Genomic DNA, 13,078 nt, shown 5'->3' on the forward strand with positions numbered 1-13,078 from the left:
TCCGCCCGGTGACCCCGCGCCGGGCGGCCCCGACCCCGTGGGGCCGCGCCGACCTCGTCGTCGCCGTCGTCCTCTACGCCGCCGCCGCGGCGTGGTTCCTGTGGCTCGCGGCCGGCGCGTCGGCGCAGGGCGTGATCACCGGCGAGGAGGCCTCGGTCTCGCACCGCGACGCGATGGCGCTGGCGGTGCGCTGGCAGCCCTCGATCTGGAGCACGAACGCCGCCGGCCAGCTCTTCTACTGGGCGGCCGGGCACCTCGACCCCGACTACGGGCTGCTCTACGCCCGGAAGTGGAAGGCCGTCGCGACCGCGCTGCTGGCACCCCTGCTCTACGCCACCGCGCGGCGCCGGCTGGGCTGCGGACGCCCGAGCGCCGTCCTCGCGGGCGTCGTCGGCGTCGTCGTCCCCGCCGTGTCGCTCCTGGCCTGGGTCGGCATCGAGACCCCGCTCGACGTCGTGGCCGGGCTCGCCGCGCTGCTCGTCGTCACGTCCCGGACGCGCTGGTGGTGGCTCGGTCTCGTGCTGGCCGGCGTGGCGGTCTCGCTCTACACCGCGGCGCTGGCGAGCGCGGCGGCGGTCGTCGTCGTGGCCCTCGTCCGGGCCGTGCGGGCCCCGCTCGCGTTCCTGGTCGGGGCGGCGGGCGGCGCGCTCGTCGTCCTCGCGCCGCTGGCGTGGTGGCGCAACGGCGGGATCGTCGTCACCGGCGGCGGGCGGGCCGGCCCGCAGCCCGCGGCCGCCGGCGAGAACCTGCGCGACCTCGCCGGCCACGCGCTCGACTCGGGGTCGTCGTACTACTGGTTCGCCGACCTCCCCGCGCTCGGCGCACCCTGGATCGCCGCCGTGCTCGCCGGTGCGGCGCTCGTCGGGACCGCCGCCCGCTCCGGACAGCTCTGGCCGTGGGTGCTCGCGGGGCTGCTCGCCGTCGGGCTCTACGCCGTCGCGAGCGGTGTGCCCGGCACCCGACGGGTGCTGCTCGTCGCGACCGTCCTGGGTCTCGCGGCGGCCGTCGGCGTCGACGTGCTGACCGGGTTCGGGGGACGGGCGGTCCCCGTCGTCGTCCCGGCCGTCGTCCCGCTCCTCGTGCTGGTCGTCGTCGCGACGCCGATGACGACGGCGACGACCGCGTGGCGCGCCGAGGTCGCGGCCGGGCGGCCGGCCCTGCCGATCGACTGGCCGTTCCCGGTCGACCCCGGCGGCGACCAGGCCTCGACGCTGGCCCGTCTCGCCGACGACCTGCGCGCGGGCCGCACGACACCGCGCGCCGTCGGCGACGGGTGGGGCGGAACCCGCACGCTCGCCATGATCTTCATGCTCGACGAGCGTGCGGGTCGCGCGCCCGCCCTCGGTCCCGGCGACGTCCTCGCGTACTACCGGGTCTCCGAGGACTGTCCGCCGCTCGACGGCCCCGCGTGCGGGGTCAGCGCCAGCCCAGCTCCGGCGCCAGGTGGGTGAGGACGGCCTCGACGACGTGGGCGTTGTAGTCGACGCCCAGCTGGTTGGGCACGGTGAGCAGCAGCGTGTCCGCGGCCGCGACGGCCTCGTCCTCGGCGAGCTCGGCGATCAGCTTGTCCGGCTCGCCGGCGTAGGTCTTCCCGAAGCGGGCGTCGCCGCCGTCGAGGTGCCCGACCTGGTCGGTCGAGTGCCGCTCGCGCCAGAAGAGCTGGCGGTCGAGGTCGCTGACGATCGGGAAGATGCTGCGGCTCACCGAGACGCGGGGCTCGCGCTCGTGGCCGGCGGCGGCCCACGCGTCGCGGAAGCGCTGGATCTGCTCGGCCTGCAGCCGGTGGAACGGCACGCCGGTGTCCTCGGTGAGCAGCGTCGAGCTCATGAGGTTCATGCCCTGCTCGGCGGTCCACTCCGCGGTCGCGCGGCTGCCCGCGCCCCACCAGATGCGGTCGCGCAGGCCCGGGGCGTGCGGCTCGAGGCGCAGCAGGCCGGGCGGGTTGGCGAACATCGGGCGCGGGTTGGGCTGCGCGAAACCCTCGCCCTCGAGGACGTCGAGGAACAGCGCGGTGTGGTGGCGGGCCATCTCGGCGTCGGTCTGGCCCTCGGGCGGGACGTAGCCGAAGTAGCGGTAGCCGTCGACGACCTGCTCGGGCGAGCCGCGGCTGATGCCGAGCTGCAGGCGTCCGCCGGAGATGAGGTCGGCGGCGCCCGCGTCCTCGGCCATGGAGAGCGGGTTCTCGTAGCGCATGTCGATGACGCCCGTGCCGAGCTCGATCCGGCTCGTGCGCGCCGCGGCCGCGGCGAGCAGCGGGAACGGCGAGGCGAGCTGGCGCGCGAAGTGGTGCACGCGGAAGTACGCGCCGTCGGCCCCGAGCTCCTCGGCGGCCACGGCCAGCTCGATCGACTGCAGCAGGGCGTCGGCCCCCGACCGCACCTGCGACTGCGGGGACGGCGACCAGTGCCCGAAGGACAGGAACCCGATGCGCTTCACGTTTCAACCAACGGTCCGTGACGGTGCGCCATTCCCGGGCGGCACCGGCCCGCACGGTCGCGATGGAGATCGACACCGACCGTGCGGGCCGGGCCGTCAGCCCCGCATCGCGCTCGTGGCCGTCTCGCGGAAGTAGTGGCCGGCCTCGAGGTCCGCGAGCAGCCCGATCTCGGTCGGCGCCCAGGCGAACCGCTTGCGGGTGAGCGCGCTCGAGGCCGCCATGTCCATCGCGAGGAACATCCCGAGCCACCCGAAGTGCTCGGTCGGGACGCCCTGCACGGGCAGGTCGAGGTGGCGGGCGACGACCTCGGCGATCTCCCGTACCGGCACGCCCTCGTCGGCGACGGCGTGCAGGACGCTGCCCGCGGGCGCCGACCCGAGCGCCAGGCGGTAGAGCCGCGCCGCGTCGCGGCGGTGCACCGACGCCCAGCGCTGCGCGCCGTCCCCGGGGTGGCCGGCCACGCCGGTCTCCCGCGCGATCTCGATGGCGCGCGGGACGAACCCGTGGTCGCCCTCGCCGTGGACCGACGGCGGCAGGCGCAGCGCGATCGCGCGCACGCCCCGGTCGGCGAACGCCAGCGCCGTCTGCTCGGACACCCGCGGTGACCCCTCGCCCGGGGCGTCGTCCTCGGTGGCGAGCCGGCCGGGCGCGAGCCCCGCGGTGCCGGCGCTGACGACGAGCGGACGGTCGGAGCCCACCAGGGCCTCGCCGAGGGCCTCGATGGCGCGCCGGTCGGTCTCGGCGGATGCCGCGAACGCCGAGAAGTCGTGAACGAAGGCGGTGTGCACCACCGCGTCCGCCGCCGCGGCGGCCTCGCGCAGGCCGTCGAGGTCCGCGAGGTCGCCCCGGCGCGCCTGCGCACCCGCCGCGATCACCGCCGCGGCGCCGTCCGCCGACCGCGCGAGACCCACCACCTCGTGCCCCGCGGCGACCAGCTCGTCGACGACGGCGCTCCCCACGAAACCCGTCGCACCCGTCACGAAGACCTTCATCACGCACTCCCGAGGTGGTCCCGCCGGACCGCGCGGCCCGGCACGACCACCGTCGGCCCGGGGACGGCCCGGGGTCCAAGACCCGTCCCGCACGTCCCGATGCCTCACAGGCATCACCGCTGGTCGCGGCGTACGTTGGGCGTCGTGAGCGACCTCGAGCTGCGGGTGGTGCGGTACTTCACCGTCGTCGCCGCGCACCAGCACTTCGGGCGCGCCGCCGAGGAGCTGCGGATCGCCCAGCCGTCGCTGAGCCGCCAGATCGCCCGCCTCGAGCACGACCTCGGGGTGCGCCTGCTCGACCGCACACCGCGCGGCACCCGGCTCACCGGCGCGGGCGAGGCGTTCCTGCCCCGCGCGCGGGAGCTGCTCGCCGCCGCGGCCCGCGCGGGCGCCGAGGCCCGCGCCGCCGGCACGAGCCACCGGATCACCGTCGGCTACGTCAGCGGGCTGATCGTCACCCCGGCGGTGCGGGCGCTGCGGCGGCGCCACCCCGAGGCCGAGGTGCTCGCCCGGCACGTCGACATGACCGTCGCGGCGGCCGCGCTGCGCGACGGCGAGGTCGACGCGGTCGTCTCGCGCCTGCCGTTCGCCACCGACGGCCTCGAGGTCACCGAGCTCTACGCCGAGCCCCGCGTGGTCGTCGTCCCGCGCGACCACCGGCTCGCCGGCAAGGAGTCGGTCGGCGTCGACGACATCGCCGACGAGCCGCTGCCCCGCGTACGCGGCGCGGACCCGGCGTGGACCGCGTTCTGGCTGCTCGAGGCACATCGCGGCGGGCGGCCCGTCCCGGACGGGCCGCTCATCGAGGACCTCGAGGACAAGTTCGAGACGGTGGCCGCCGGCGAGGCCCTGGCGATCGCCGTCGGCACGCCGGGCATGCGGCTGCGGCCCGACCTCGTGGCCGTGCCGCTCGACGGCGTCGAGCCCGTGCGGGTGGTCGTCGCGACCCGCGCCGGGGAGCGGCACCCGCTCGTCGTCGACTTCCTGCGCTGCGCCGCCGCGACCCTGCCCGACCGACCCGAGGCTTGACGCCCGCCCCGCGGGCCCCGATGGTGCGCACACCGACGATCACCGGTCTCGAGGAGGAGCCGTGGGGCAGCAGGACTTCGACGTGGTGTCCGACGGCTGGTCGTTCCTCGAGGGCCCGCGATGGCACGAGGGCCGGCTCTGGGCCTCGGACTTCTACACCGAGCGGGTCGTCGCGATCGAGCCCGACGGCGGTCACGAGGTGATGGCCGAGGTCCCCGGGCAGCCGTCCGGGCTGGGCTTCCTGCCCGACGGCCGCGCGCTGATCGTCTCCATGCGCGACCGGCGCATCCTGCGCCGGGAGCAGGACGGGTCGCTGGTCGAGCACGCGGACCTCTCGGGGCTGGTCACGTCGGTGCTCAACGACATGATCGTCGACGACCGGGGCGGCGCGTACGTCGGCAACTTCGGCTTCGACCTCATGGCGGGCGCGCCGCTCGCCCGCACGACGCTGGTCTACGTCGACCCCGACGGCACCCCGACGACCATCGCCGACGACCTGCTCTTCCCCAACGGCATGGTGCTGTTCGACCGCGTGCTCGTCGTGGCCGAGACCTTCGGCGCGCGCCTGACGGCCTTCGACGTCGCCGCCGACGGTGGCCTCGCCCGGCGGCGGGACTGGGCGCGGTTCGGCGCTCCGCCGGCCACCGAGGACGTCGGCGAGGCGCTCGGTGCGCTCGCCGTCGCGCCCGACGGGATGGGCGGCGACGCCGAGGGCGCGATCTGGGTGGCCGACGCCCTGCACCAGCGGGTCCTGCGGGTCGCCGAGGGCGGCGAGGTGCTCGAGGAGCGACCGACCGGCGGGCTCGGCGTCTACGCCTGCATGCTCGGCGGCGACGACGGGCGCACCCTCTACGCCTGCGCGGCCCCGTCGTTCGCCGAGCACGAGCGCCGGCCGGTGCGCGAGGCCGTCCTGCTCGCCACCCGGGTCGACGTGCCCCACGGCGGGCGGCCCTGACGGCTGGCTGCTCCGCGCCCGCAGGCCCGTGACGGGCAGGGGCGGCGGGGCGGCTGCCGACCACGCCGCCGGGGTCGACGTGGCGCAGCTCGTCGGCGGGCACCGCCCTCGCCGCGGCGGAGGAGCGCACCGAGGAGATCAGCCGAGAGCTGTGACCGGCGTGTCCGCCGGCAGCGTGACCGGCAGGCCGACCAGCGCCAGGTGCTCGGGACCGATGAACGCGGTGACCTCGGCGATGCGACCGTCGGGGGCGAGCGTGAGCACGTCGAGCACCATGCCCCGCCAGGCGCCGGCGTCGTCGTCCCACGTGTAGCAGCCGACGGCGAGCTGGCCGTTGGCGCGCGCGGGGACGTGGCGCCAGGGCGTGCGCAGCGGCGCGGCCTCGAGGAACGCGGTGACCGCCGCGGTGCCCCGGTACCACTCCGCGTTCGGCGGCATGGCCCAGGTGACGTCGGCGGTGAGCAACCCGACCAGCGCCTCGGTGTCGCCCGCCTCGAGCGCGGCGGTGTAGCGCGCGACGGTGGCGGCGAGCCGGGCGTCGGACAGGGCGCGCAGGGTGCGCTGCTGGCTGGGGCCCTCGACCTTGGCGGCGAGCGTCGCGCGGGCGCGCTGGACGGCGCTGTTCACCGACGCCGTCGTCGTCGCCATCATCGTCGCGACCTCGGCGGCGGAGAACCCGAGGACCTCCGTGAGCAGCAGCGCCGCCCGCTGGTTGCCCGGCAGGTGCTGCAGCGCGGCGACGAACGCGAGCTCGACCGACTCGCGCTCCTCGACCGTCGCGTCCGGGAGGTCCGGGTAGGGGCCGAGCCAGGCCACCTCGGTGCGCGGGGGGTCGTCCCCGGGCTGCTCGCTCGACGGGCCCAGGTCCATCGGCAGCGCGCGCCGCCCCCGCCGACCGACGGCGTCGAGGCTCGCGTTGGTGGCCACCGTGTAGAGCCACGAGCGCAGCGCGCCGGGACGGTCCGGCCGGCCCTCGAAGCGCTCGATCGCCCGCCACGCCCGCAGCAGCGCGTCCTGCAGGGCGTCGTCGGCGTCGTGGACCGACCCGAGCATGCGGTAGCAGTGGGCGTGCAGCTCGCGGCGCAGCGGCGCGACGAGCCGCTCGAACGCCGCGTCGTCGCCCGCCCGCGCGCGCTCGAGATCGGGGTCCGGGGCGGGCCCGACCGGCGTCGTGCTCATGGCAGGAGTGTGCCGCGTGGGTCCGACACCGCCGACCCCTCCGCCGACCCCTCCGCCGGCCCTCCGCCGACCCCACCGCCCCGCCCCTCACGGGCTGCCACCGGTCCTCCGGCCGCACGGCCGACCCGTGTGACCCGGGCGGACGCACCGTTCGACGCCGTGTGCCGCCGTCCAGGGACTGCTCGCTCGGGTGGGGGAAGAATCTGCCTAGGCTGTCTCCGTGCGCTCGGATCGGTGGTCGTCCCGGACCGCGGACCTGACGTTGCCCGAGCGGGTGGCGTGGGTCCTCGGCGACGACCACGGCCGGCCCGTCTCCACGTTGACCGAGCCCGCCGGCCTGCTCGTCGCGGCCGCGATGGTGGAGCTGCTGCTCGACGCGTCCCTGCTCGACGCGGGGACGGCCTACCGCCGCGGCCCGGTCGAGGTGCACGACCCGCTGCTGTCCTGGGTGGCCGACGGCCTGCTCGCCCACGGCGGCGCGAAGGCCGACCTGCAGCACGCGGTGACGGGCGCGCGGGGTGCGCAGATGATCCGCCGCACGATGGACCGCCTCGTCGAGCGTGGCCTCGCGGGCCGGGAGCCGCGGCGGGTGTTCGGCTACCTCGCGATGCCGGTGTTCGGGTCGGCGCTGCGGGTCCACGAGGTCGACGCGCTGCACCACGACCGCTCCGCGGTGCGGGCCGTCCTCGACGGCGAGGACCCCGACGAGGCGCTCGCGATGCTCGTCGTCCTGCTGCACCACGGGCGCCGGGTGCGCGACCTCAGCCCGTCCGACCCCGCCCGCGCGTCCCGCCGCGCGCGGGCCGTCGCCGACGGCCGGCACGTGACGCTCGGGGTCGCGCAGGACATCCGCCGGCTCGTCTCGCCGACGGTCGCCACGGTGCTGGCCGCGCTCACGGCGACGACGGTGATCGGTTCGGACCACTGATCGCGTCCGAGCGGCCGCAACCCGGCGATTCCCCCGTCCGGACCCCCTGCCGCGGCGCGAAAAACGGATTACGGTAGGGCCTCCGAACCGGGCGCGAGGGCCCGGGGCCGGGGAAGGGAGCTTCCCATGACGTCCACACGCCCTCCGGAGGGCCTGCCCGTCCTCGAGGCCGGCGCGCACCGCGACGCGGAGGCCGGCAGCTGTCTCATGGAGTACGTCTCCGTGCTCGCCGGTGAACGCTTCACCGACCGGCCGCGCTGCACCCATCCCGCGCTCGCGGCGGTGGCGTGGCAGGTCAACGACGCCGTGTCGTCGGCGACCCGTCAGCAGTTGGCCACCCGCGCGGTGACCCTGATCGGTCTCGGCCGCCAGGCGGGTGTCGAGGTCCGCCCGATCGTCCTCGCGACGATCGCCCGCGCGGGTCTCGCGATCGACCCGGGCAACCGCTTCTTCCCCCGCCTGCAGCGCCGCCTCGAGCGCCGCGCCGCCGTGACGCCGGGTCGCCGGGGACGCGGCGAGAACGGCGACGGCGGGCGGCTCGCGACGCTGCTGCACGTCGGGCCGGTCAACCACGCGTGCGCGCACCTGCTCGTCGCCGCCCGCGTGGCCGACCTCGACGCCGAGGCCCGCGACCGGGTGCTGCTCGGGCTCCTCGACGACACGATCGCCGCGGTGCGCGACGCCGAGCGCCGCGCCCGCGCCGAGGGGACCGTCCTGCCCGCGGCGGTGCCCGCCGGCTGAGGCGGGTCAGCCCCGGGGCGTCAGCCCAGCCCCACGCGCACGCAGGTCCCGTCGAGCAGCCGTTCGAGGCAGACGCGCACGCCCGCGCCGGCGGACGAGCCGTCCGAGGAACCGTTCGAGGAACCGCTGTCCGGCCTGCTCGCCGGGCGCTCGGCCCCGCCCGACGAACCGCCCGACCGCGCCGGTGGGTCGTCGCGGTCCTCCTCCGAGCCCGCGTCGGACCCGCGCGACGTCGCCGCGCGCTGCCCCGTGCTCCCGGCCGCCGGGCGGTCGGCGCGCGGGGCGGGGTGCGGCGAGCTCGGCCCGGTGACCGCGGCGTTCGCTGGGCTCGGGGTGCCGGCCGGGTCCGCGGGCGCGCCGGGGATCGCCGTACCGGGCGGCGGCGGCGCCGGCGTCGTGCCGGGAGGTGCGTGCGCCGCGTCCGGCACGGTCGCACCCGGGCGGCCCGTGGTCGTCGAGTCGGTGAGCGTGCCCGGCGTCAGGTAGCCGACCTGCGCGGAGCCGAGCATGACGACGGCGCCGAGCAGCGCCGCGAGCAGCACCTTCTTCACCACGCCGGCCTCCGAGAACGCCCACCCCGGTGATCTCCCCGCGCCCCGGGCAGCCGGACATCGCGGACGGGATCGGGCTCGTGACCGGCGATGACGTGCTCTCGCCCGAACGCGCACGGGGATCACCCGAGGGGACGTCCAGTCAACCGCCTGCGTGATCGGCAGCGGCTGGACGGGCGATGGGCCCACCACGGACGAGCGACGGGGCCCTCCGGCTCAGGGACCGGGCGCGCCACCCCGCCCACCGAGCACCGCGACCGGGACGGCGAGGAGGCAGGCCGCGCCCGCGACGACGAACGACGCCGGGCCGCCGGCCGCCCCGAGCACCGCGGCGAGGGCGGCCGCGCCGAGGCCCGTGCCGGCGTCGTAGGCCGTGTTCCACCAGGTGCTCGCGGCGCCGGAGCGCTCGGGGCCGGCGCGGGCGAACAGCGCGATCAGGGTGTCGCTCTGGACCGCCCCGAACCCGAGGCCGACGAGCACCGCGCCGGCGAGCACCGCCGCGCCCGCGCTCGTCCCGCCGGCGGCGACCACCCCGGCGCCCGCGGCGACGAGCAGCAGGCCGATCACGGTGACGACCGGCGTGCGCACCCGGCGCCCCGGCCGGTCGGCGAGCTCGCCCGCGAGCCCGCGCCCGGCGAGCTGGCCCGCGGTGAGGACGGCGAGGGCGACCGCGGCGGTGGCGGTGCCGCCGGCGAGCCCGACCGAGGACGCGGACCCCGTGCCCGGCGTCCACAGCGGCAGCACGGTGATCACGCCGCCCGCGGCCGCCGCCGACACCACCATCGCCGACCACGGCGCCACGACGATCGACGCCGGCAGGCCGCCGGCCCGCTGACGGGGTGCCGCGCGGGTCGTCGGCAGCCGCCCGCACAGCAGCGCGGCCACCACGGGCAGCGCCGCCCCCACCAGCAGCACGACGGCCGCGTCGAGCGCCTCGTAGGCCCACACACCGCCGCTGAGCAGGACGAGCTGGGGCAGGCCGACCGCGACGCCGTAGAGACCGATCGCGCGGCCGCGTCGTGACGGCGGGGCGAGGTCGGCGGTCAGCGCCGCCCCGGTCACCGTGACCAGCCCGAACCCGAGCCCGCGCACCACGGCCACCGCGAGCAGGACCGGCAGGGCCGCCGTCGCCGCGAGCAGGACCGCCGGGGCGCCCATCGCGAGGACACCGGCGATCATCGCCGCGCGCGGGCCCACCCGGCGCAGCACGGCGGGCACCGTGAGCTGCGCGGCGACCGTCGCCGCCATGAACACGCCCGTCGTCGCGCCCGCGGCCGCCGGGCTCGCCCCGCCCGCGGCCGCGTGCACCGGCACCACGGGCAGGAGCAGCGCGTACCCGCCGAAGGCGAGCACGGTGGCCGCGAGGACCGCGACGAACGCCGGCGACCACAGGGAGTCGCCGGGCTGCGGGGACGTGCTCAGGAGGCGCCGCGGCGGTCGAGCACCGAGGAGATCTTCGCGGCGAGGTCGGTGTCCTTGGCGGTGAGCCCGCCCTCCGAGTGGGTCGACAGCTTGAACTTCAGGCTGTTGAAGCGGATGTCCATGTCCGGGTGGTGGTCGGCCTCCTCGGCGAGGTCGGCGACGTCGCCGACCGTCGCGATCGCCTCGCGGAAGCTCGGCAGCTTCGCGAAGCGGACGATCGTCGCGTCGTCCTCGCGCTGCCAGCCGGGCAGGCCGTCGAGGGCCTGCGCGATCGCGTCCTCTCCCAGGAGCTCAGCCATGCCCGGATCCTGGCACGCCGACCGCGGCCCGGACAGGCGGCACGGAGCCGGCGGAGCCGCCGCGACGGAGGCGGGATACTGATCACCGTGGACCGGGTCGTCGTCGGGGCCGCGCTCGTCCGGGACGGGCGGGTGCTCGCCGCGCGCCGCACGCGCCCGGCCGCCGCCGCCGGGCGCTGGGAGCTGCCCGGGGGCGCGGTGGAGCCGGGCGAGGACGAGGCGACCGCGCTCGCCCGGGAGCTGCGCGAGGAGCTGGCCGTCGCCGTCGTCGTCGGCGACCGGGTGGGCCCCGAGGTCCCGCTGCCGGGGGAGCGGGTGCTGCGCATCCGTGCCTGCGCGACGGCGGGCGAGCCGACGGCGCTCGAGCACGACGCCCTGCGCTGGCTGGGTCCCGATGAGCTCGACGACGTCGACTGGCTCGACACCGACCGCGCCGTCCTGCCGGCGCTCGCGGACCTCCTCAGGCCGCCCGGGCCTTCTTCAGCGCCTTCTTGAGGTCCTTGCCCGAGACGCCGGCCTCGGACAGGCGCGCGGCCTGCAGCAGCAGCACCGGGCAGCCCTTGCAGCGCGGTGACGACCGGCAGCACTTCTTCTTGATCTTCTTGGCGCCGGTGAGCGGGGCGGCGTGTGCGAGGTGGGCCAGGTGGAGGGGCACCTTCGGGGCCTTGAGCGGCTCGGGCTCCTTCTCGTGCTTCTTCCCGCCCTTGCCCATGAGGTGAGGCTAACCTCTGTTCTGCCGCCCGGACCAGACCCCTCGGACCCCCACCTCGGGCGACCGTGTCACGATGGCCATTCCCGGTACGGCCGGTGGTCGCCGACCGGGTCGTCCAGGAGCAGCACCCCCGAGGCAGAAGGGCCGGCGAAGGCGTGAGCGGTCCCCGACCTGCCGTCGGAGTCCTCCCCGCCCTCCTGTTCGCCCTCGCGATCCTGGCGGGCTGCACCGGCGCGCCCCCGCCCGTCGTCGGCCAGGTGCCGACGCCCGCACCGGCCCCGACCCCGCAGCTCGAGCCCGACCCCACCGAGCTGCGCATCGGCGTCGACGACCTCGGGGTCGGCTTCAACCCCCACCGCGTCGCCGACGAGACCCCGCTCTCCCGCGCGATGGCGGCGCTGGTGCTCCCCTCGGCGTTCCGCCCCGGCCCGGACGGCGAGCCCCGGCTCGACACCGCCGTGGTGACCTCGGCGCGTGTGACGGAGACCGCGCCGTTCACCGTCTCCTACGAGATCGCGCCGGCCGCGAGCTGGTCGGACAACGCTCCGATCGCCGCCGAGGACTTCGTCTACCTCTGGCAGCAGATGCGCAGCCAGCCCGGCGTCGTGGGCGCGGCCGGCTACCGCGCGATCAGCGACGTCCGGTCCCGGGCGGGCGGCAAGGCCGTCGACGTCGTGTTCGACCGGCCCTACCCGGCGTGGCCGACGCTGTTCGACCACCTGCTGCCCGCGCACCTGCTCAAGGACGCCCCCGGCTCGTGGGGCGGCGCGCTCACCGACAGCATCCCGGTCTCGGGTGGGCCGTTCGTGGTCCGCGTCGTCGACCGCATCCGCGGGCAGGTCACGCTCGCCCGCAACGACCGCTTCTGGGGCACGCCGGCGGTGCCCGACGAGGTCGTGTTCCAGGCGGCCGAGGCGCCGTCCCTCATCGACCGGGTGCGGTCGGGCGACGTGCAGGCCACCCAGTTCCGCGCCGGCGCCGACGACCTCGCCGCCCTGCGGACCGCGGGCGCGGGCGCGGGCCTGACCGTGCGCACACTGCCCGAGCCGGCGCTGGTGCAGCTGGTCCTGCGCAGCGACGACGGCCCGCTCGCCGACCTGCGGGTCCGCCGCGCGGTGGCCGCCGCGACCGACCGCTCGGCCCTGCGCGCGGTCGGCACCGACGGCGGGCCCTCGGCGTCGCTGCCGGCCGACGCCTTCGGCCGCGCGCCGTCGGAGCCCGAGTACCGCGCGACCCTGCCGGCCGACTCGCCGGCGGCCCGCCAGGACGTCGACGAGACCGCGCGGCTGCTCACCGAGGCCGGCTACACCCGCGGCACGGACGGCACCTGGGAGCGCGGCGGGCAGCCGCTGATCCTGCGCCTCGCCGCCCCGCCCCAGGTCGCGCCGTACGGGCGGCTGATCGCCACCCTCGGCACCCAGCTGCGCGCGGCCGGGATCGCGTCGGTGGTCGTGGCCGACGGCGGCACCGCCGGCTTCTCGCCCGGCCGGGGCCCGGCGTCGACGACCACCACCGGCCCGCCGGCCGGTGCGATGCTCGCGACGACCCCCACCCGACCCCGGGCGGTGGCACGACGAGCAGCAGCGGCACCACGAGCCCGCGCAGCACCACGTCGACGACCACGACCGTGCCGCCGACCCCGAACTCGCCCTCGGACCTCGCGGTGGCCGACATCGCCGTCCAGGCCCTGCCGATCGGCGGCGACCCGATCGCCGACCTCGCCTCGGTCGTCGGCTGCCCCGGCGGGCGGGCCCCGGCGACGTCGGGCCGGACCGGCACCGACCCGGGCGTCGCCCTCGCCGCCGACCTGTCCCCGACCACCCCCGCCGCCCC

Annotated in this window: 14 protein-coding genes; 7 read left to right on the forward strand and 7 right to left on the reverse strand. The window is 77.3% G+C overall.

What is annotated here, in order from left to right; all coding sequences use genetic code 11:
- The first annotated feature begins 8 nt into the window (after window positions 1–8).
- Window positions 9–1,451 (forward strand): hypothetical protein, encoded by a 1,443-nt coding sequence (locus tag PGB27_RS16540; protein WP_274201470.1) that lies wholly within the window; start codon window positions 9–11, stop codon window positions 1,449–1,451.
- On the opposite strand, the gene PGB27_RS16545 is transcribed toward PGB27_RS16540, so the two are convergent.
- Together PGB27_RS16545 and PGB27_RS16550 are read right to left on the reverse strand one after the other, a co-directional pair.
- Window positions 1,417–2,436: an LLM class flavin-dependent oxidoreductase gene (locus PGB27_RS16545; RefSeq protein ID WP_274201471.1), complete on the reverse strand. Its 1,020-nt coding sequence runs from the start codon at window positions 2,434–2,436 to the stop codon at window positions 1,417–1,419. The two genes, PGB27_RS16540 and PGB27_RS16545, sit on opposite strands and share 35 nt — an antisense overlap.
- 96 nt (window positions 2,437–2,532) lie before the next feature.
- Window positions 2,533–3,429 carry an SDR family oxidoreductase gene (locus PGB27_RS16550; protein ID WP_274201472.1) on the reverse strand — a complete coding sequence of 299 codons (897 nt, stop codon included), beginning with the start codon at window positions 3,427–3,429 and terminating at the stop codon, window positions 2,533–2,535.
- A gap of 144 nt (window positions 3,430–3,573) precedes the next feature.
- On the opposite strand from PGB27_RS16550, the gene PGB27_RS16555 reads away from it, so the two are divergent.
- Window positions 3,574–4,458, forward strand: coding sequence for a LysR family transcriptional regulator (locus PGB27_RS16555; RefSeq protein WP_274201473.1), 885 nt, complete (start codon window positions 3,574–3,576; stop codon window positions 4,456–4,458).
- A 61-nt stretch (window positions 4,459–4,519) separates the two neighbouring features.
- Window positions 4,520–5,413 (forward strand): SMP-30/gluconolactonase/LRE family protein, encoded by an 894-nt coding sequence (locus PGB27_RS16560; RefSeq protein WP_274201474.1) that lies wholly within the window; start codon window positions 4,520–4,522, stop codon window positions 5,411–5,413.
- Window positions 5,414–5,551: 138 nt separating this feature from the next.
- Here the strand turns inward: PGB27_RS16560 and PGB27_RS16565 are convergent, their stop codons facing one another.
- A complete protein-coding gene (locus PGB27_RS16565) occupies window positions 5,552–6,592 on the reverse strand; it encodes a sigma-70 family RNA polymerase sigma factor (RefSeq protein ID WP_274201475.1) in 1,041 nt (346 codons plus the stop codon).
- 220 nt (window positions 6,593–6,812) lie between these two features.
- Between PGB27_RS16565 and PGB27_RS16570 the strand changes: the two genes are divergently transcribed.
- Window positions 6,813–7,520, forward strand: a complete 708-nt coding sequence (locus PGB27_RS16570) for a GPP34 family phosphoprotein (RefSeq protein WP_274201476.1) — start codon at window positions 6,813–6,815, stop codon at window positions 7,518–7,520.
- Between the two features lie 126 nt (window positions 7,521–7,646).
- A complete protein-coding gene (locus PGB27_RS16575) occupies window positions 7,647–8,261 on the forward strand; it encodes a hypothetical protein (RefSeq protein WP_274201477.1) in 615 nt (204 codons plus the stop codon).
- A gap of 20 nt (window positions 8,262–8,281) precedes the next feature.
- On the opposite strand, the gene PGB27_RS16580 is transcribed toward PGB27_RS16575, so the two are convergent.
- The 3 genes from PGB27_RS16580 to PGB27_RS16590 form a co-directional block, all read right to left on the reverse strand.
- Window positions 8,282–8,815 (reverse strand): hypothetical protein, encoded by a 534-nt coding sequence (locus PGB27_RS16580; RefSeq protein ID WP_274201478.1) that lies wholly within the window; start codon window positions 8,813–8,815, stop codon window positions 8,282–8,284.
- 213 nt (window positions 8,816–9,028) lie between these two features.
- Window positions 9,029–10,165 (reverse strand): MFS transporter, encoded by a 1,137-nt coding sequence (locus tag PGB27_RS16585; protein WP_274201479.1) that lies wholly within the window; start codon window positions 10,163–10,165, stop codon window positions 9,029–9,031.
- Window positions 10,166–10,230: 65 nt separating this feature from the next.
- Window positions 10,231–10,533: a 4a-hydroxytetrahydrobiopterin dehydratase gene (locus PGB27_RS16590; RefSeq protein WP_274201480.1), complete on the reverse strand. Its 303-nt coding sequence runs from the start codon at window positions 10,531–10,533 to the stop codon at window positions 10,231–10,233.
- Window positions 10,534–10,620: 87 nt separating this feature from the next.
- On the opposite strand from PGB27_RS16590, the gene PGB27_RS16595 reads away from it, so the two are divergent.
- Window positions 10,621–11,028 carry an NUDIX domain-containing protein gene (locus tag PGB27_RS16595; RefSeq protein WP_274201481.1) on the forward strand — a complete coding sequence of 136 codons (408 nt, stop codon included), beginning with the start codon at window positions 10,621–10,623 and terminating at the stop codon, window positions 11,026–11,028.
- Here the strand turns inward: PGB27_RS16595 and PGB27_RS16600 are convergent.
- Window positions 10,994–11,245 (reverse strand): hypothetical protein, encoded by a 252-nt coding sequence (locus tag PGB27_RS16600; protein ID WP_274201482.1) that lies wholly within the window; start codon window positions 11,243–11,245, stop codon window positions 10,994–10,996. The two genes, PGB27_RS16595 and PGB27_RS16600, sit on opposite strands and share 35 nt — an antisense overlap.
- A 155-nt stretch (window positions 11,246–11,400) precedes the next feature.
- On the opposite strand from PGB27_RS16600, the gene PGB27_RS16605 reads away from it, so the two are divergent.
- The coding region (locus PGB27_RS16605) for an ABC transporter family substrate-binding protein (RefSeq protein ID WP_274201483.1) at window positions 11,401–13,078 on the forward strand (1,678 nt) is incomplete at its 3' end.

Source organism: Actinomycetospora lemnae (assembly GCF_028737315.1).
Classification (GTDB): domain Bacteria; phylum Actinomycetota; class Actinomycetes; order Mycobacteriales; family Pseudonocardiaceae; genus Actinomycetospora; species Actinomycetospora lemnae.

Excerpts from the sequence above, each read along its gene's own strand:
- PGB27_RS16550 (WP_274201472.1), bottom strand. The coding sequence starts at position 3,429 with ATGAAGGTCTTCGTGACGGGTGCGACGGGTTTCGTGGGGAGCGCCGTC.
- PGB27_RS16565 (WP_274201475.1), bottom strand. The coding sequence starts at position 6,592 with ATGAGCACGACGCCGGTCGGGCCCGCCCCGGACCCCGATCTCGAGCGC.
- PGB27_RS16575 (WP_274201477.1), top strand. The coding sequence starts at position 7,647 with ATGACGTCCACACGCCCTCCGGAGGGCCTGCCCGTCCTCGAGGCCGGC.
- PGB27_RS16590 (WP_274201480.1), bottom strand. The coding sequence starts at position 10,533 with ATGGCTGAGCTCCTGGGAGAGGACGCGATCGCGCAGGCCCTCGACGGC.
- PGB27_RS16600 (WP_274201482.1), bottom strand. The coding sequence starts at position 11,245 with ATGGGCAAGGGCGGGAAGAAGCACGAGAAGGAGCCCGAGCCGCTCAAG.